Here is a 19,685-nt window from a genome sequence, read left to right as displayed (position 1 = left end):
CTACACCCCCCTGGTGCGCTCCGCCGCTGGTCCCGGGCCTGCCCGGGCCCCGGCGCGGCACTGCGCCAACGGTCCCGGGGGTAGGGGCCGTTAGGGGTCCAGAAGCGGTGCGGTGCCGGGTTAGCGTCGTCCCGGATCACGGTCCCGTGCATCCCCCGGATCAGGTCTGTCGATGGAGGTGGTCACCGTGTCCCCGGACCCCAGCGCGAAGGGCACCGTCCCTTTCGGGGAGTACCGAACGTGGTACCGGGTCACCGGCGACCTGCACAGCGGCCGGCCGGCCGTCATCGCCGTGCACGGCGGCCCCGGCAGCACCCACGACTATCTGCTCAGTCTGGCCTCCCTCGCGGAGAAGGGCTGGCCGGTGGTCCACTACGACCAGCTCGGCAACGGCGGATCGACCCATCTGCCCGACAGGGAAGCCGACTTCTGGACGGTGGAGCTGTTCCTCGCCGAGCTGGACAATCTGATCACCGAACTCGGCGTCGGCTCCGGCTACGTCCTGTTCGGCCAGTCCTGGGGCGGGCTGCTCGTCGCCGAGCACGCCAAGGCCCGGCCGGCCGGACTGCGCGGGCTGGTGATCGCCAACGCGCCCGCCTCGTACCCGCTGTGGCTCAGCGAGATGGCGGTGCTGCGGGCCGCCCTGCCGCCCGGGGTGCAGGAGACGCTGCTGCGGCACGAGGCGGCCCGTACCACCGACGACGCCGACTACCTGGCGGCGATGCGGGTCTTCTACAACCGTCATGTGTGCCGGACCGTTCCGTGGCCGCGCGACTTCCTCTCCTCGTTCATGGAGATCTACAACGACCCGACCGTGTACTACACGATGAACGGGCCCAACGAGTTCCACGTGATCGGCACACTGAAGGACTGGGGCGTCATCGAGGGACTGCCCTCGATCGAGGCGCCGACGCTGCTGATCGGCGGCCGGTACGACGAGGCGACACCGGTCACCATGCAGCCCTATTTCGACGGCATTCCCCAGGTGCGCTGGGAGATCTTCGAGAACTCCAGCCACCTTCCGCATCTTGAGGAGCCGGAGCGGTTCGACGAAGTGATGGTCGAGTTCCTGAAGAGCCTGTAGTGCCCGCAGTGCCCGCAGTGCCCGTAGAGGAAGAGTCTGTGGAGGGAGGCAAGGCCGTGGTGAACGAAACAGCGATCGTCTTTCCCGGTATGGGCCCGTCCGCCTTCGCCGATGTCGGCCGGTTCATGGTGGTCAATCCCTACGCCAGGAGCCTGGTCGCCATCGCCGACGAGGTGCTCGGCTACTCGCTGGTCGACGCCTTCCGCGAGGCCGACGGCGACTACTCGGAGGCCGCCCAGGTCGCCTTCCTGGTGAACTGCCTGGCCTCCGCGCACTGGGCCACCCGGACCCTGTCCGTCGAACCGGCGCTGTGCGTGGGACCCAGCTTCGGCGAGAAGGCCGCGATCGCCTACTCCGGAGCACTGCCCGTCGCCGAGGCCATCCGGATGACCGCGGAACTCGCCCGCTGCATGGACGACCACTTCCGCCGTGAACACACCGACATCGTCTGCCTGTCCTTCGTGCGCACCCCCGAGAAGGAACTCGACGAGATCCGCGCGGAACTCGACGCGGAGGGCGAGTGGCACGACATCACCTGCTACTTCGACGAGGGCTTCTACATGCTCGCGCTGCGGGAGGGCCTCGTACCCCGGCTCCAGAACCGGCTGCGCTCCGTCGGCGGGATGTCGCTCTACACCATGCGCCCGCCCATGCACTCGGCCGCGTTCGCCGGGCTGCGGGACAAGGCCGAGCGCGAGGTCCTGTCCACCCTCGACTTCCGTGACCCGCACCTGCCGGTCGTGGCCGACCAGGACGGCACCATCGTCCGCACGGCCGACGGCATCCGCACCATGCTGCTCGACAGCTTCGTGCGCCCCCTGAACTGGCCGGAGGTGGTGGCCGCGCTCCAGCGGTCCGGCATCCGGCGGGTCTGTGTCGCGGGACCGGACAGCCTGTTCGGCCGCGTTCCCTGTACGACGAGCAACTTCGAGGTCATCCCCGCCAATCCGCGGCTTGCGATGACACCGCGGCGCCGGGCCGGCGCCGCGTGAGCACACCGACCTTTTGGAGTCAGCATGTGGGACGACCAGTTCGAAGAACTGCTGCGCAGGTTCCTGCCCTTCCTGCCGCCGCAGGAGCCGCTGGAGAGCGACGTCAAACTCCGTGACCTCGGGCTCGACTCGCTCGGCACCGTGGAGCTGCTCGGCAATCTGGAGAACGCCTACCAGGTGCGGTTCCTCGACGGCGCGCTGACCATGGAGACGTTCGAGACCCCGGGCGTCCTGTGGAAGACCGTGGAGAACATGCTCCAGCGCACCGCCGGATAGCGGGACATCACGGTGAGGGCCCCGATGAACGGCATCGACATCGACAACGGCACGGGCGACGGTGTGGACGGCAGCACGCACGACACACTGCCCGGACGGTTCCTGCGCGGACTGGCCAAGTCTCCCGACCGGCCCGCCGTGCGGTCCGGCGAGGTGACGCTGACCTACCGGCGGCTGCACGAGCGCGCGCTGCTGCTGGCGGGCTCGCTGCTGGCCGCGCTGGACACCCGGCCGCCCGCGGTCGGGGTGCTGGCGGGCAAGGGAGCCTCGGCCTACGCGTCGGTCCTCGCCGGTCTGTACACCGGGATCACCATGGTCCCGCTACAGCCCGCCTTCCCGGCCGCGCGCACCCTTCGGATGATCGAGGCGAGCGGGGTGCGCGCGCTGATCGCCGACGACGACTCACTGCCCGCGCTCATCGCGCTGCGGGACCTCGGTGTGGACCTCCCGGTGCTGTACGCGCCGGCCGGGGACACCACCGGGGCGGACACCACCGGAGCGGACGGGGAAGGGGTGGACGGGGACGGGGTGGACCACAAGGGAGTGGAACACACCGCGACCGGCCGGCTCAGGACCGTCGCCCTCGATCCGGCCGCCGCGCTGGCGGCGCCGAGGCCCGTACGGGCCGAGGACATCGCGTACACCCTGTTCACCTCGGGCTCCACGGGCCGGCCCAAGGGCGTGCCGGTCACCCACGCCAACACCGCGCACTACTTCTCCCTGCTCGACGCGCGGTACGACTTCGGACCCGACGACGTGTTCTCGCAGAACTTCGATCTCAACTTCGACTGCGGCATGTTCGACCTCTTCTGCGCCTGGGGCGCCGGCGCCACTCTCGTGGTGCCACCGCCGCAGGCGTTCCGCGACATGCCCGCCTTCGTCGCCGCCCACGGACTGACCGTCTGGTTCTCCACCCCCAGCGCCATCGCGCTGATCCGCCGCATGGGCGGCCTGCGCCCCGGTTCGATGCCCTCCCTGCGCTGGAGTTTCTTCGCGGGGGAGGCCCTGAGCTGCCAGGACGCCGAGGACTGGCACGGCGCCGCGCCGGGCGCCGAGCTGGAGAACCTGTACGGGCCCACCGAGCTGACGATCACCATCAGCGCCCACCGGTGGACCGGGGAGCGCGGGCTCAACAACATGGTGCCGATCGGCTCCGTACACAGCGGCCACGACGTACTGCTGCTCGACCCGCCGGAGGACTCGCCGGGCGGCCCGCCCGCCGAGGAGAACGCCACCGAGGAGAACGCCGCCGAGGAGAGCGCCACCGAGGGGGAGTTGTGCATCGCGGGCCGCCAGCTCACCCCCGGCTATCTCGACCCCGCCGACGACACCGGCCGGTTCTTCCACCGGTACGGCAGGCGCTGGTACCGCACCGGCGACCGGGTCAGACGCACGGACGGCGGTGTGCTCCAGTATCTGGGCCGCAAGGACGCCCAGGTCCAGGTGCACGGCGTACGGGTGGAGCTGGCCGAGGTGGACGCCGCGGTGCGGGCCGGCGGCGGAGTGCAGGACGCGGTCACCGTGGCCGTACCCGCCGACGAGTCGGTGGAGCTGGTGGTGTTCTACACCGGCACCCCGGTCTCCGCCGTCCAGCTGGCCCGGGACGCGCGCGCGGTGCTGCCCGCCGCGGTCGTCCCGAGGAAATACGTGCATCTCGCCGAGTTCCCCCTGAACTCGAACCGAAAGATCGACCGCAGGAAGCTCGCCCTCCAGGCCGCGACGACCGTCGACTGAGACGGCCCGTCCCCCGGCTCTGCGCGAGGGCTCTGATGAAAGGTAGTACGGGGCGCCGTGAACCGTAATTCGACATCGGAAGCCCGGCCTGACGTGCTGGTGCACCAGGTGCTTGACGAGGCGACAGCGGACACCGGACCCGGCGCCGTCGCGGTCGCCGACCGCGACGGGCGCTGGACCTACCCGGAACTCGTCGCCCACAGCCACGCCGTGGACGCGTGGCTGGAGTCGCGCGGGATCGGCCCCGGCGACCGGGTGCTCGTCCAGGTGCCGAGCACCCGCGAGCTGGTCGCGCTGTTCTACGGGGTCTCCCGGCGCGGTGCGGTGTTCGTGCCGGTCAACACCGGTATGAAGGACTACCATCTGCGCTCGGTCCTCACCAACTGCGAACCCCGGCTGGTCATCGCCGCCGACGCGTCGGTGGCCGCACTCGGCTCGTTCTCACCGGTCACGGTCCTCGGACTGACCGAGGTCTGGGACGAGGTGTCCGCGCGGTACACGGCGGGCGCGCGGGCGCTCACCCCCGCGGTCACCGGCCCCGAGGACATCGCCGTGCTCGTCTACACCTCGGGCAGCACCGCGGCGCCGAAGGCGGTCATCTGCCCGCACGGCCGGATGGTCTTCGCCTCCGAGGCCATCAATCTCGAACTCGGCTACCGCCCCGACGACGTGGTGTTCTGCCGGTTCCCCATCTCCTGGGACTACGGGCTCTACAAGATCCTGCTCTCCGCCCTCGGCCGCTCGGAACTGGTGCTCGCCGACGGCGAGTCGGACCTGGTGCTGCTGCGCCGGATCCGCGAGTCCGGCGCCACCGTGGTCCCCATCGTGCCGTCCCTGGCCACGATGATCTGCACCCTGGCCGAACGCGAGCCGGAACAGGTCTCGCGGGTACGGATGTTCACCAACACCGGCGCCGCCCTGCCCAAGCAGACCGCCGACGGGCTGCGGGCCGCGTTCCCCGGCGCCGAGGTGGTGCGCCAGTTCGGCCAGACCGAGTGCAAGCGCATCTCCGTACTGCCGCCGGAGTTCGAGGACAGCAAGGCCGACTCGGTCGGCCGGCCGCTGCCCGGTACGACGGTGTTCATCCTCGACGAGACCGGGACCGAGGTGCCCGTCGGTGAGACGGGCGAGATCGTGGTCGAGGGACCGCATGTCATGCCCGGCTACTGGCGGGCCCCGGAGATCACCGAACGCACCTTCCGCCCCTCACCGGTCGACGGCCGCAGGCGGCTGCACACCGGCGACTACGGCCACGTGGACGAGGACGGCTTCCTGTACTACGAGGGCCGCCGCGACGACGTGTTCAAGCGCAAGGGCGTGCGGATGAGCACCACCGAGATCGAGGCCGCCACGATGGACATCCCCGGTGTCCGGGCCGCCGCCGCACTGCCGCCCGCCGGCGACCGCGACCTCGCGGTGTTCGTCGAGGGCGAGGTGGAACCGCACACCGTGCTGCGCGAGCTGTCCCTGCGGCTGGAGCCGGCCAAGGTGCCCGGCGTCTGCCGGGTGATCGACGAGCTGCCCCTGACCCTGCACGGAAAGCACGAGCGCAAGCAGCTCGCCCTGATCCTCGAAAGGACCCTGTCGTGACCGGCCACACCGAACTCGCCAAGCGCTTCGGCACCCCGTCGTACGTGTACGACCTCGACCGCGTCGCGGCGGCGAAGCGCGACCTGTTCGCGGCGCTGCCCGACGAGGTCGACGTGTTCTACGCGGTGAAGGCGAACCCGCACCCCGAGATCGTGCGGGAGATGGGCGTCGCCCAGGAGCGCGGCGGCGCCCGGCGGCGCGGCTGCCGGGCGGAGATCAGCTCCGTCGGGGAGCTGACCGCCGTCCTGGACGCCGGGCTCGACGCCGCCGAAGTGCTCTACACCGGCCCCGGGAAGACCGACGAGGAGATCGCGGAGGCGCTCGCCCGGGGCGTGCGGCTGTTCTCCGTCGAGTCCCTCGGCGACCTGCGGCACATCGGCGCGGTCGGCGTACGGCTCGGCGTCGTCGCGGACTGCCTGCTGCGGGTGAACAGTGTCAGCGCCAGTGCCTCGACCAGCATCCGGATGACCGGCGTCCCCTCCCAGTTCGGCTTCGACAGCGAGACACTGCCGGCCCTGCGCGACGAGCTGACCGGCGTCGCCGGAACCACCGTGGCCGGGCTGCACTTCTTCCCGCTCAGCAACTCCGCGGACGAGCCGAGCCTCATCGCCGAGTTCCAGCACACCATCGCGCTGGCCGCCCAGTTGCAGGACGAACTCGGCGTCGCCTTCCGGTTCGTGGACATCGGCGGCGGGTTCGCCGCACCGTACGCGGTGATCGGCGAGCGGCCGGTCTACGGCGCGCTGCGCGCGGCGCTGGCGGAGAGCCTCGACACCCACTTCCCCGGCTGGCGCGACGGCGGCCCGCGCATCGCCTGCGAATCGGGGCGCTATCTGGTCGCCGACAGCGGCACCCTGCTGGTCGGTGTGGTCAACCTCAAGGAGAGCCGCGGCCGGCGCTTCGTCATCCTCGACGGCGGAATCAACTCCTTCGGCGGGATGTCCGGCCTCGGCCGTATCCTGCCCGTCTCCGTGCGTCCGTACGAGACCGGCGCGCCGCACGAGCAACTGGCCAGCCTGGTCGGGCCGTTGTGTACCCCCGGCGACATCCTCGGGCGGGACATCGAACTGCCCGCGCTGGCGCCGGGCGACACCGTCGCCATTCCCAACGCCGGTTCCTACGGTGTGACGGCCAGCCTGCTGATGTTCCTCGGCAGGCCCGCGCCCGCCGAAATCGTCGTCAGGGGCCCGGAGGTCGTCTCGGCCTCCCGCATTCAGCACACTCGCGACTACGAACTGGGACGGGGGCTGTGATGAGCGCAGCGGTCAACAGGGGCGAGAGCGTCGTCGTCGCCGGTGGCACATCGGATTCACACACCTGGAATCTGGTCTTTCTCCAATTGCTGCTGGAGGAAATGGGGTACGACGTGGTCAATCTCGGCCCGTGCGTACCCGAGGACCTCCTGATCGCGGAGAGCCTGGCCCGCCGGCCCGCGCTGCTCGTCCTGAGCAGCGTCAACGGCCACGGATACCAGGACGGAATGCGGATGATCACCCGGCTGCGGGAGCGCCCCGAACTGAGCGGAATTCCGGCGGTCATCGGCGGAAAACTGGGCATCTCCGGTGCGCAGGACGCGGCGGAGCGGGCCAATCTGCTCCAGGCCGGATACGACGCGGTGTTCGACGACAGCGCGGGCGACATCGACACCTTCCGGCGGCTGCTCGACTCGCTCCCGCAGCGCACCCCGGCATGACGGGCACCGGGTTCGGCGCCTTCGTGCGCCGGGCCCACGACGCCGGGAGACTGGTGGTCCAGCCCCGGATGGGGATGAGCGAGCCGGACAGGATGCGGGCGGGACTGCGCGCGACCAAGGACGCCCGCGCGACGACCGTCGGCACCATCACCCTGGACAGCTACACCCGGGTGGGAGATCTGGAGTCCGCCGGACTCGCCCTGCTGGAAGGGGTGTCGCTCAACGGCTATCCGATCGTCAGCCACGACCTCGCGACCACGGCCGGGGTCGTGGACGGCCTGTACGGCGCCGACTTCCCCATCCAGGTGCGGCACGGATCCGCCACCCCCGAGGACATCTTCCGGGCGCTGATGACCGCGGGACTCGACGCCTCCGAGGGCGGCCCCGTCTCGTACTGCCTGCCCTACGGCCGGATCCCGCTCCAGGAGTCGATGGACAACTGGTCGCGCTCGTGCGAGCTGTTCGTCCGCTCCCGCGAGGCCGGCATGGACCCCCATCTGGAGACCTTCGGCGGCTGCATGCTGGGCCAGCTCTGCCCGCCGAGCATGCTGGTGGCGATCAGCGCGCTGGAGGCGCTGTTCTTCCACCGGCACGGGGTGCGCTCCATCTCGGCCAGCTACGCGCAGCAGACGAACGCGCGACAGGACGCCGAGGCCGTGGCCGCGCTGCGCCGGCTCTGCGCCGAGCTGCTGCCGGGGGCGGACTGGCACGTCGTCATCTACGCGTACATGGGCGTGTACCCCGTGTCGCCGCGGGGCGCGTACCGGCTGCTCGGCCAGGCGGCCGAACTCGCCGCCGCCTCGGGCTCCGAGCGGCTCATCGTCAAGACCGTCGCCGAATCCGTCCGGATCCCCACGATCGAGGAGAACGTCGGCGCGCTGGAGTACGCGGCGGCCGCGGCGGCCCGCACCCCGGTCGACACCGGGGCCGACGCCGACTCGCAGACGTACGCGGAGGCGTCGGCGCTCGTCGACGCCGTACTGAACATGGCGCCGGATCTCGGCACGGCACTGCTGCTGGCCTTCCGGCGCGGATATCTCGATATTCCCTACTGCCTGCACCCGGACAACAGCGGACGCAGCAGAAGCTATATCGACGGCGAAGGACGGCTGCGCTGGGCGGATATCGGGAAATTGCCTCTGAGTGGTCTGGTGGACACCTACGGCGCGCGCACCATAACCTCCGGCGAACTTCTGGAATCCCTTTCCTATATCCGTCGGAAGTTCGACCTCGAAACGCCCGTGTGATCCGTAGGGGTGCGTAAGGGTGTAGCCCCTCATGGGACGTCACTACCGTGTGGAAAAACGGTTTCGGCCGAAAGTGGAGATGCGTGGATGAACGAGTCCGGTTCCAGTTCCCGTCCCGATTCAGCGCTGGCACGGCTGCTGGCCACCACCCCGCCGTCCGAGCACCACAGGGTCGTGCTCGACCTGGTGCACACCTGCGCGCTGGCGGCGCTCAAGGCAGCACGCCCCGACACGGCCGACACACTGGACACCACGCTCTCCTTCGCCGAGCTGGGCTTCGACTCGCTCGCCGCGGTGGATCTGCACCGACGGCTGAGTGAGCGGACAGCCCTCGAACTCCCGGTGACACTCGCCTACGACTGCCCGACCCCCGGGGCACTCGTGGAGCGCCTGCTGACCGGGGCACTGGGCACCGGGGCCGAGATCACGGCCCCGGTGCCCGCGGCATCCGCCGGTGGCGCGCCGGGTGAGCCGGACGAGCCGATCGCGGTCGTGGGCATCGGCTGCCGCTTCCCGGGCGGCATCGACACGCCCGACGCCCTGTGGCGGCTGCTCGCCGACGGCGGCGAGGTGCTGTCCGCGTTCCCCGACGACCGGGGCTGGGACCTGGCCGGGATGTTCGACGAGGACCCCGACCAGCCCGGCACGAGCTATGTCCGCAGCGGCGGATTCCTCGACACCGCGACCGAGTTCGACGCCGACTTCTTCGGGATCAGCCCGCGCGAGGCCCTCGCCATGGACCCCCAGCAGCGCGTCGTGCTGGAGACCGCCTGGCAGGCCCTCGAACACGCCGGGATCGACCCCACCGGGCTGCGCGGTACGGCGGCCGGGATGTTCTTCGGCGCCGAGGTGCAGGAGTACGGTCCCCGGCTGCACGACGCGCCCGACGGACTCGACGCCTATCTGATGACCGGGAACGCGTCCAGTGTGATCTCCGGACGCGTCGCCTACGTACTGGGCGCGCAGGGCCCGGCCGTCACCGTCGACACCGCCTGCTCCGCCTCCCTGGTCGCCATCCACCTCGCCTGCCAGTCGCTGCGCCGGGGCGAGTCCTCGCTCGCGCTGGCCGGCGGTGTCGCCGTGATGGGCGGCCCCGGTGTGTTCACCGCGTTCAGCAGGCAGCGCGGGCTCGCCCCCGACGGCCGCTGCAAGGCGTTCTCGGCCGCCGCCGACGGTACGGGCTTCGCCGAGGGCGCCGGCGTCCTCGTCCTCGAACCGCTCTCCGAGGCACGGCGCCGGGGCCACCGGGTGCTGGCCGTGGTCCGCGGCTCGGCCATCAACCAGGACGGCGCGAGCAACGGACTCACCGCGCCGAGCGGCGCCGCGCAGCAGAGCCTGGTCCGCCAGGCCCTGGCGAACTCCGGGCTGACGGCCGCCGAGGTCGACGCCGTGGACGCGCACGGTACGGGCACCACCCTCGGCGACCCCATCGAGGCCAACGCGCTGATCGCCACGTACGGCCGGCAGCGTCCGGCGGACGAGCCGCTGCTGCTCGGGTCGGCCAAGTCGAACCTGGGACACACCCAGGGCGCCGCCGGGGTGGCCAGTGTCATCAAGATGATCCTCGGCATGCGCCACGGGTTCCTGCCGAAAACACTGCACATCGACGCCCCGAGCCCGCACGTCGACTGGTCGGCCGGGGCCGTCGAACTGCTCACCGAGGGACGGCCGTGGCCCGACCGGGGGCGGCCGCGCAGGGCCGGGGTGTCCTCGTTCGGGGTCAGCGGCACCAACGCGCACATCATCGTGGAACAGCCCGAGGAGCCGGAGACCGCCGACCGCGACACCGCGCAGGGCGCCCCTGGCGTGCTGCCGTTCGTCCTCTCGGCGCGCGGCGAGCAGGCGCTGCGGGCCCAGGCGTCCGCCCTGCTCCCGCTGGTGGACGAGGCACCCCTCACCGGTCTGTCGCACTCCCTGGCCACTACCCGCGCCGCCCTCGCGGACCGCGCCGTGGTCGTCACCGAGGACCGCGACGAACTGCGGGCCGCGCTGACGGCGATCGCCGGGGGAGTCTCCCGTCCCGGTGTGGTGACCGGCGGTGGCGGGTCCGGCGCGGGCGCTGGCTCCCGTGCCGCTGCCGGGAAACTCGCGTTCCTCTTCACCGGGCAGGGCAGCCAGCGTCTCGCCATGGGACAGGAACTGGCCGACCGCTACCCGGTGTTCGCCGAGGCGCTGGACGAGGTGGCCGGCTACCTGGACATGCAGCTCGAACTACCGCTGCACGAAGTCCTGTTCGCTGCTCCCGGCTCCCCGGAGGCGGAGCTGCTGCACACCACCGAGTACGCCCAGCCCGCGCTGTTCGCCGTCGAAGTCGCCCTGTTCCGGCTGATGGAGAGCTGGGGCGTGCGCCCCGACTACCTCGCCGGGCACTCGATCGGCGAGCTGGCCGCCGCGCAGGTGGCCGGAGTGCTGACGCTGGAGGACGCGGCGATCCTCGTCGCCGCGCGCGGCCGGCTCATGCAGGCACTGCCCTCCGGCGGCGCGATGGTCGCCGTCGAGGCCGCCGAGGACGAGGTGACGCCGTCGCTGACCCCCGGGGTCGCCGTCGCGGCGGTCAACGGACCCGCCTCCGTGGTGCTCTCCGGCGCCGAGGACGAGGTGGAGCGGATCGCCGCGACCCTGGCCGCCCGCGGGCTGCGCACCAAGCGGCTGCGGGTGAGCCACGCCTTCCACTCGCCGCTGATGGAGCCGATGCTCGCCGAGTTCCGCCGGATCGCCCAGGTGCTGGAGTACGCCGAGCCCGCCATCCCCGTCGTGTCGACGGTCACCGGAGAGCTGGCGGGCGCCGAACTGAGCACGCCCGAGTACTGGGTGGAGCAGATCCGCGCCCAGGTCCGCTTCCTGCCCGCCGTGCGCGAGCTGGAGGGCGCGGGCGTCCGCACCTTCCTGGAGATCGGCCCCGACGGCGTGCTCAGCGCGATGGGCCAGGAGTGCGCCGAGGGGGCCGGCACCGCCTTCGCCCCGCTGCTGCGCCGGGACAGGCCCGAGGAGCACGAAGCGGTCTCGGCCCTCGCGACGGCCCACGCGCGCGGTATCCGTATCGACTGGGACCGGTTCCACGCGGGACGCGCCGCGCGCCGCGTCGAGCTGCCCGTATACCCCTTCCAGCGCCGCCGGTTCTGGCTGGAGCAGGGCTCGGCCACCACCGGCACGGCCGACCTCGGCCAGCTCGCCGCCGGACATCCGCTGCTCGGCGCGGTGGTCGCCGTCGGCGCCGACGGAGTGGTGCTCACCGGACGGCTGTCGACGCGCGCCCAGCCCTGGCTGGCCGACCATGTGATCGCCGGCCGGGTGCTCTTCCCCGGCACCGCGTTCGTCGAACTGGCGCTGCGCGCCGGGGAGCAGGTGGGCGCGGGCGCGCTGGAGGAACTCACCCTCGGCGCACCGCTGGTGCTGCCCGCCGACGGCGCCGTCGCCGTACAGGTCGCCGTCGCTGAGCCCGACGAGGCGGGCCGCCACCCGCTCACGATCCACTCCAGGGCCGAGGGCGCCGAGGCCGGGCCGTGGACCCGGCACGCCGCCGGTGTGCTGGTGGCCGCCACGGACCCCGCGCCGTCGGCGACGGCCGCGTGGCCGCCGCCGGGCGCCGTACCCCTCGATCTCACCGGTGTCTACGACGGGCTCGCCGCCCAGGGGTACGGGTACGGGCCCGCCTTCCAGGGCCTGCGCGCGGCCTGGCGGGACGGCGACGACATCTGCGCCGAAGTCGCCCTGGACGAGGAGGCGGCGGAGGCGGCCGGGTTCGGCCTGCACCCCGCCCTGCTCGACGCGGCGCTGCACGCCTCCGATCTCGGCGCACCGGCCCGCTCCGAGGTACTCGTCCCGTTCGCCTGGAGCGGGGTGCGCCTGCACGCGGTCGGCGCCGCCGCGCTGCGGGTACGGATCTCCCACACCGGCCGCGACACGCTCGCGCTCGAACTCGCCGACGCCGCCGGGGAGCCGGTGGCCACCGTACGGGCGCTGGTCTCCCGGCCGGTGCCGGACGGCGAGGTGCTCTACGCGGTACGGCCGGTGCCGCTGGGCGGTGTCCGCTCCCAGAACGGCCCAGCGGTGATCGCGGAGTGGGACGGGGACCTCGACGCGCTCGCCGGGCCCGGACGGACGACCCCGGACGCGGTGGTCCTGCGGGTCGCGGCCCCGGACACCGCCACGGAGACCGCCCCGGACGTCGTCACCGAAGCCGCCAGGACCGCGACCGGATCCGTACTGACGTCCCTTCAGAACTGGCTCGCCGACGACCGGTTCACCGCGTCGCGGCTCGTCGTGGTGGTGTCGTCCGCGCTGGCCCACGCGCCGGTGCGCGGCCTGGTGCGCTCCGCGCAGGCCGAGAACCCCGGCCGGATCGTTCTGCTGACCCACGAGGGCGCGCTCCCCGAACCGGACCTGAACACCCTGCTCGCCACCGGGGAACCGGAACTCACCCTGAGCGAGGGCGAGTTCACCGCGCCCCGGCTTACCGCCCTGCCGCCCGCCGCCCAGCAGGCCCCGGAGTGGGGCACCGTCCTGATCACCGGCGGCACCGGCGGGCTCGGCGCGCTGGTCGCCCGGCATCTGGTCCGGGAACACGGCGTACGCTCCCTGGTCCTGGCGAGCCGGCACGGATCGGCCCCCGAGCTGCACGCGGAGCTGACCGCCCTCGGCGCCGATGTGACCCTGGCGGCCTGCGATGTGAGTGACCGTCAGGCCCTGGCGGCGCTGCTCGAAGCGCACCCCGTCGACTCGGTGGTGCACGCCGCCGGCGGGGTGCGGGACGGAGTGATCGGCTCCCTCACCGACGAGCTGATCGACGAGGTGTTCCGGGCCAAGGTGGACGGCGCGTGGCATCTGCACGAGCTGACCCGGGACCGGCCGCTGACCGCCTTCGTGCTCTTCTCCTCGCTCGCGGCCGTGCTGGACGGCGCCGGGCAGGGCAACTACGCGGCGGCCAACGCCTTCCTCGACGGCCTCGCCGCCCACCGCGCGGACCTCGGCCTGAGCGCCACCGCCCTCTCCTGGGGGCTGTGGGCCACCGACACCGGCATGGGAGCGGCGCTGGACGAGGCGGCGCTCGCCCGTATCGCCGGCTACGGCCTGCCGGGACTCGGCGCGGCGCACTCCCTGCGCCTGTTCGACGCGGCCGTACGCACCGGCGAGCCCCGGGTGGCCCCGGTCGAGGTGGACGCCGCCGCCGTACGCGTCCGGGCCGACGGAATCCCGCCCCTGCTCAGCGCGCTGGTGAGGCCGGCCACCCGGCGCGCCACCGCCGCCAGGGCACGCCGCGCCGCCGGGGCCGACAGCGCTCTGGCCGCGCTGCCGCCCGCCGAGCGGGACCGTACCCTGCTCGAACTGGTACGCACCGAGGTGGCGGCCGTCCTGCGCCACGAGAGCGCCGCCGCCATCGACCCGCACCGGGCGTTCACCGAGATCGGATTCGACTCGCTGTCGGCGGTCGAACTCCGCAACCGGCTGAACTCCGCCACCGGACTGACCCTGCCCGCCACCCTCGTCTTCGACTACCCCGCGCCCAGGGCGCTCGCCGACCACATCCGCGACACACTCTTCGGCGCCGAACCGGCCGCCCCCGCGCCCGTCGTCACCACGGCCGCCCCGGACGAGCCGATCGCCATCGTCGGGATGAGCTGCCGCTACCCGGGCGGCGTCGCCTCGCCCGAGGAGCTGTGGCGGCTGGTGGCCGACGGCGTCGACGGGGTGTCCGGGTTCCCGGCCGACCGGGGCTGGGACACCGACACGCTCTACGACCCCGAGCCCGGAAAGCCGGGCAGGACCTACACGCGCGAGGGCGGATTCCTTTACGGGGCGGCGGAGTTCGACGCCGACTTCTTCGGCATCAGCCCGCGCGAGGCCGTCGCCATGGACCCCCAGCAGCGGCTGCTGCTGGAGGTCTCCTGGGAGGCGTGCGAACGGGCCGGCATCGACCCCGCCACCATCCGCGGCACCAGCACCGGTGTGTTCGCCGGGGTGATGTACCACGACTACGGCACCTGGCTGACCGACGTCCCCGACGACGTCGCCGCCTACTTCGGCAACGGCAACCTCGGCAGTGTCGTGTCGGGCCGGGTGGCCTATGCCCTCGGCCTCGAAGGCCCCGCGGTCACCGTGGACACGGCCTGCTCGTCGTCGCTGGTCACCCTGCACCTGGCGGCGCAGGCGCTGCGCCGGGGCGAGTGCTCGCTCGCCCTCGTCGGCGGGGTCACCGTGATGTCCACCCCCGACACCTTCGTGGACTTCAGCCGCCAGCGCGGTCTCGCCGCCGACGGCCGCTGCAAGTCGTTCGCGGCCGGCGCCGACGGCACCGGCTGGGGCGAGGGCGCCGGCATGCTGGTGGTGGAGCGGCTCTCCGACGCCCGGCGCAACGGCCACGAGGTCCTCGCCCTGGTACGCGGCAGCGCCATCAACTCCGACGGCGCTTCCAACGGACTCACCGCCCCCAACGGCCCCTCCCAGCAGCGGGTGATCCGCGCCGCCCTCGCGGGCGCCGGGCTGACGGCCGCCGAGGTCGATGTCGTCGAGGCGCACGGCACGGGCACCACCCTGGGCGACCCGATCGAGGCACAGGCCCTGATCGCGACGTACGGCCAGGAACACACCGACGACCGCCCGCTGTGGCTCGGCTCCATCAAGTCGAACATCGGTCACACCCAGGCCGCCGCCGGGGTCGCCGGTGTCATCAAGATGGTGATGGCCATGCGCCACGGCACACTCCCCAAGACCCTCCACGTGGACGCGCCCTCCGATCAGGTGGACTGGTCGGCCGGCGCGGTGGATCTGCTCACCGAGTCCCGCCCCTGGCCGTCCGACGGCGATCCGCGCCGGGCCGCCGTCTCCTCGTTCGGCATCAGCGGCACCAACGCGCACGTGATCCTGGAACAGGCCCCCGAGCCCGTCCCGGTCCCCGCCGCGACCACCGCCGGACACCCGGCGCCCGGCCTCGTGGCGCTGCCGCTCTCCGCGCGCGGCGCCGACGCGCTGCGCGCCCAGGCCGCCGGGCTGCGGACCACGACGGCCGAGGCAGCGGATCCCGTCCCCCTCGCCGACCTGGGCCACGCGCTCGCCACCACCCGGAGCGCGCACAGCCACCGCGCGGTGGTCATCGCCCCGGACCGCGCCGCGTACGACACCGCCGTCGCCGCGCTGGCCGAAGGGGCGAGCGCGCCCGGCCTGGTCACCGGCGCCGTCACCGAGGGCGGCCTCGCCTTCCTCTTCTCCGGCCAGGGATCGCAACGGCCCGGCGCGGGACGGCAGTGGTACGAGACGTTCCCGGTCTTCGCCGAACACTTCGACCTGGTCGCCCGCGAGCTGGACAAGGCGCTCGAACGCCCCCTGACGGAGGTTGTGTTCGGCGAGGACGCGGAGCTGCTCGGACAGACGGTGTACACCCAGGCCGCGCTCTTCGCGACGGAAGTGGCGCTGTTCCGGCTGCTGGAGTCCTTCGGGCTGCGCCCGGACGCGCTGGCGGGCCACTCCATCGGCGAGTTCGCCGCCGCGCATGTCGCCGGGGTCTGGTCGCTGGCGGACGCGGCCACCGCCGTCGCCGCCCGGGGCAGGCTCATGCAGGCGCTGCCCGAGGGCGGCGCGATGGTCGCCGTACAGGCCGCCGAGGAGGAGATACGTCCCCTCCTCGACGCGGACGGGCGCGTGAGCGTCGCGGCGGTCAACGGACCGCGCTCCGTGGTGGTTTCGGGCGACAGCGAGCCGGTGCTCGAACTCGCCGCCCGCTTCCCCACGTCCAAGCGGCTGAAGGTCTCGCACGCCTTCCACTCGGCGCGCATGGACGCCATGCTCGACGCGTTCCGCGAGGTCGTCTCCGGTCTCACCACCGCCGATCCCACCATCCCGGTCGTGTCGACACTGACGGGGCGGACCGCCACCCCGGCGGAGCTGCGCTCGCCCGACTACTGGGTGCGGCACGTACGGGAGACGGTACGGTTCGCGGACGGCGTTGAGACCCTCCTCGCGCAGGGCGTCTCCACCTTCCTGGAGCTGGGGCCCGGAGCCGTCCTCACCGCCATGGGCCAGGAGTGCGCCGAGGGCCGCGCCGAGGGCGCCACGGAGCCCGGGGCGGTGTTCGTGGCGGTCGGCCGCAAGGACCGGCCGGAAGTGGCCGAACTGCTGGGCGCGCTCGCGCTGGCGCACACGCGCGGCGCCGACGTCGACTGGTCGCCGCTGCACGGCGGCCGCACCGGGCGCCGGGTCGAACTGCCCACCTACCCCTTCCAGCACCGCCGCTTCTGGCTGGACGGCCCCGTCGCGAAGGGCGACGCGGGCGGCCTCGGCCAGGCGCCGGTCGACCACCCCCTGGTGAGCGCCGAGATCAGGCCGGCCGCCTCCGACGGCGTCATCCTCACCGGACGGCTCTCCGCCGCGACCCACCCGGCACTCGCCGACCACGCCGTGTTCGGCACCGTACTGCTGCCGGGAACCGCGCTGGTCGACCTGGCGATCCGCGCGGGCGACGCGCTCGGCCTGCCGGTGCTGGCGGAACTGACGCTCCAGACACCGCTGTCGCTGCCCGCGCGCGGCGCCGTACAGCTCCAGGTGGTCGCGGAACCGGACGGCGAGGTGGAGATCTTCTCCCGGGCGGAGAGCGCCGCGCCCACCGCGGCCTGGACCCGCAACGCCACGGGCACCCTGACCGCACGGGGCACCGGCCGGCCCGAGCCGCTCACCGCATGGCCGCCGCCCGGCGCCGTCCCGGTCGACCTGACCGGGCTCTACGAGCGGATGCACACCGACGGTTACGAGTACGGGCCCGTCCACCGGGGCCTGCGCGCCGCCTGGCGGCGCGGGGACGAGGTCTTCGCCGAGCTGGGGCTGCCCGGGTCGGCCCGCCAGGAGGCCGCCCGGTACGGACTGCACCCCGCCGTCCTGGACTCCGCCCTGCACGCCACGTCCCTGTTCGAGGACGCCGAGCGGGCCGACGAGGGGCAGATCCTGCTCCCGTTCGCCTGGCACGACGTCACCCTGCACGCCACCGGCGCCCCCGCCGCCCGCGCCCGGCTAGGCCGCGACGCCACCGGGCGGGTGCGGATCGAGCTGGCCGACGAGGGCGGGCTGCCGCTCGCCACCGTCGGCGGGTTCGTGACCCGGCCGGTGACGGCCGAGCGGCTCGGCGCGCGGACCGACTCGCTCTTCGCCGTCCAGCGGGTCCCGCTGCCGCCGCGCGGTCCGGGCGGTGCGGGGGAGCGCGCTTACGCCGTGCTCGGTACCGGCGATCTCGGCCTGGGACTGCCCGTCCACCCCGATCTCGCCGCACTGGCCGGAGCCACCCCGGGCGCGCTGCCCGGCGTGGTGCTGCTGCCCGTACCCACGGCGGCCGGCGAGCCGCCCGAGGCCGTACGCGCGGCCCTCGGCGCCGTGCTCGCCACGGTGCGGCCGTGGCTCGCCGACGAGCGGTACGCCGACTCGACCCTGGTGGTGCTCACCGGATCCGGCCCGGAACACGCCCTGGCGGACGCGGCGGTACGGGGGCTGGTGCGCGCGGCGCAGGCCGAGGACCCGGGCCGGATCCTCCTCGTCGACACCGCGGACGCCCCGCTCTCGCCGGCGGCGCTGGCCACCGCGCTCGACTCCGGCGAGCCGGAGGTGGTGCTGCGCGGCGACGACATCCGGGTACCGCGGCTCGTCGGCGTCACCGTCCCCGAAGCCCCCGCCGACGCGCCGGAGGAGGGCGGCCCGGACTGGGGCACCGTCCTGATCACCGGCGGCACCGGTGGGCTCGGCGCGCTGATCGCCCGGCACCTGGTCCGCCGGCACGGCGTGCGGAACCTCGTCCTGGTCAGCCGCCGGGGCCCCGACGCGCCCGAAGCCAAGCGGATCCAGGACGAGCTGGCCGAACTCGGCGCGCACACCGAGGTGGCCGGCTGCGATGTCGCCGACCGCGAGTCGCTCGCCGCGCTGCTCGCCGCGCATCCCGTGGACAGCGTCGTGCACACGGCGGGCGTCCTCGACGACGCGCTGATCGGATCGCTCACGCCCGAGCGGCTCGACACCGTACTGCGCCCCAAGGCCGACGCCGCGTGGCACCTGCACGAACTGACCAGGGAGCGCGGTCTCGCCCACTTCGTGCTGTTCTCCTCGTCCGCCGGCACCCTCGACGCCACCGGGCAGGGCAACTACGCGGCGGCCAACGTCTTCCTGGACGCCCTGGCCGAACACCGCCGGGAGCTGGGACTTCCCGCCCTCTCCCTCGCCTGGGGGCTGTGGAGGGAAGCGGGCGGCATGGGCGGACAGCTCGACGCGGCCGACCTCCAGCGCATCGAACGCTCCGGAATCGGCGCGCTGGACCGGGCCGAGGGGCTCGGCCTGTTCGACGCCGCCCTGCGCGCCGACCGCGCCACGCTCGTACCCGTACGGCTGGACCTCGCGGCGCTGCGCGGGCGCGGCGACGCCGTACCCGCCGTCCTGCGCGACCTCGCCGGGCCGGTGGCACGGCGCGACGCGCGCGGCGGCGCACCCCGCGAGACCGGGGCCGCCGAGGTGCCCGCGCTCGTGCGGCGGCTGAGCGCCCTCCCGGCCGCCGACCACGAACACGCGGTGCTGCACGCGGTACGGGGCGAGGTCGCCGCCGTACTCAACCACGAGGGCGCCTCGGCGATCGAACCGAGGCGCGCCTTCACCGAGTTGGGCTTCGACTCGCTCGCGGCGGTGGAGCTGCGCAACAAACTCAACGCGGTGAGCGGGCTGCGGCTGCCGTCCACCATGATCTTCGACTACGCGACCCCGGTGGCGCTGGCGGCCTACCTGCTGGAGCGGCTGGCGCCGGAACCCGCGGCGCCCGCCGCACCGGACGAGGACGCCGACGATCTCCGGCTGCGCGAGGTGCTCGCGGGCATTCCCATGGCCCGGATCCGCGAGGCGGGTCTGCTCGACACCTTGCTGACACTGTCGAAGCCGCTGCCGGACCCCTCCGTACCGGCCCCGGACACCACCGGCCCGGCCGCGGAGGCCACGAGCGCGGCGATCAAGAGCATGGACATCGCCGCTCTCGTCCGCACCGCGCTCGACCACAGTGACGCCAAGTAACCAGCGACGCCCAGCAATCAGCGACGCCAAGCAATCAGGGAGCGACA

General features: G+C 73.2%; 9 protein-coding genes. All 9 read left to right on the top strand.

Going from position 1 to position 19,685, the window contains the following annotated elements; translation table 11 throughout:
* Nucleotides 1–187 precede the first annotated feature (187 nt).
* Nucleotides 188–1,084 (top strand): proline iminopeptidase-family hydrolase, encoded by an 897-nt coding sequence (locus OG627_RS05020; RefSeq protein WP_443073416.1) that lies wholly within the window; start codon nucleotides 188–190, stop codon nucleotides 1,082–1,084.
* Between the two features lie 56 nt (nucleotides 1,085–1,140).
* Nucleotides 1,141–2,076 carry an ACP S-malonyltransferase gene (locus OG627_RS05015; protein WP_329061812.1) on the top strand — a complete coding sequence of 312 codons (936 nt, stop codon included), beginning with the start codon at nucleotides 1,141–1,143 and terminating at the stop codon, nucleotides 2,074–2,076.
* A 24-nt stretch (nucleotides 2,077–2,100) separates the two neighbouring features.
* The gene (locus OG627_RS05010) at nucleotides 2,101–2,352 is read left to right on the top strand and encodes a phosphopantetheine-binding protein (RefSeq protein ID WP_329061811.1); all 252 of its coding nucleotides are present in this window, start codon (nucleotides 2,101–2,103) and stop codon (nucleotides 2,350–2,352) included.
* A gap of 24 nt (nucleotides 2,353–2,376) precedes the next feature.
* Complete coding sequence (locus tag OG627_RS05005) at nucleotides 2,377–4,086, top strand: AMP-binding protein (protein WP_329061809.1); 1,710 nt, start codon at nucleotides 2,377–2,379, stop codon at nucleotides 4,084–4,086.
* 57 nt (nucleotides 4,087–4,143) lie between these two features.
* Nucleotides 4,144–5,676 (top strand): AMP-binding protein, encoded by a 1,533-nt coding sequence (locus OG627_RS05000; RefSeq protein WP_329061807.1) that lies wholly within the window; start codon nucleotides 4,144–4,146, stop codon nucleotides 5,674–5,676.
* On the top strand, nucleotides 5,673–6,929 hold the full coding sequence (locus OG627_RS04995) for a type III PLP-dependent enzyme (protein ID WP_329061805.1): 1,257 nt from the start codon (nucleotides 5,673–5,675) through the stop codon (nucleotides 6,927–6,929). The genes OG627_RS05000 and OG627_RS04995 overlap by 4 nt, the downstream gene beginning before the upstream one ends.
* A complete protein-coding gene (locus tag OG627_RS04990; RefSeq protein ID WP_329061803.1) occupies nucleotides 6,929–7,369 on the top strand; it encodes a cobalamin B12-binding domain-containing protein in 441 nt (146 codons plus the stop codon). Before OG627_RS04995 ends, OG627_RS04990 begins: the two co-directional genes overlap by 1 nt.
* Nucleotides 7,366–8,616, top strand: a complete 1,251-nt coding sequence (locus OG627_RS04985) for a methylaspartate mutase (RefSeq protein WP_329061801.1) — start codon at nucleotides 7,366–7,368, stop codon at nucleotides 8,614–8,616. Before OG627_RS04990 ends, OG627_RS04985 begins: the two co-directional genes overlap by 4 nt.
* A gap of 87 nt (nucleotides 8,617–8,703) precedes the next feature.
* On the top strand, nucleotides 8,704–19,638 hold the full coding sequence (locus tag OG627_RS04980; RefSeq protein WP_329061800.1) for a type I polyketide synthase: 10,935 nt from the start codon (nucleotides 8,704–8,706) through the stop codon (nucleotides 19,636–19,638).
* Nucleotides 19,639–19,685: the final 47 nt, after the last annotated feature.

The sequence above is a fragment of the Streptomyces sp. NBC_01429 genome, assembly GCF_036231945.1.
In the GTDB taxonomy this organism is placed as follows: Bacteria; Actinomycetota; Actinomycetes; order Streptomycetales; family Streptomycetaceae; genus Streptomyces.
This window is presented reverse-complemented; position numbering and strand designations above follow the sequence as displayed.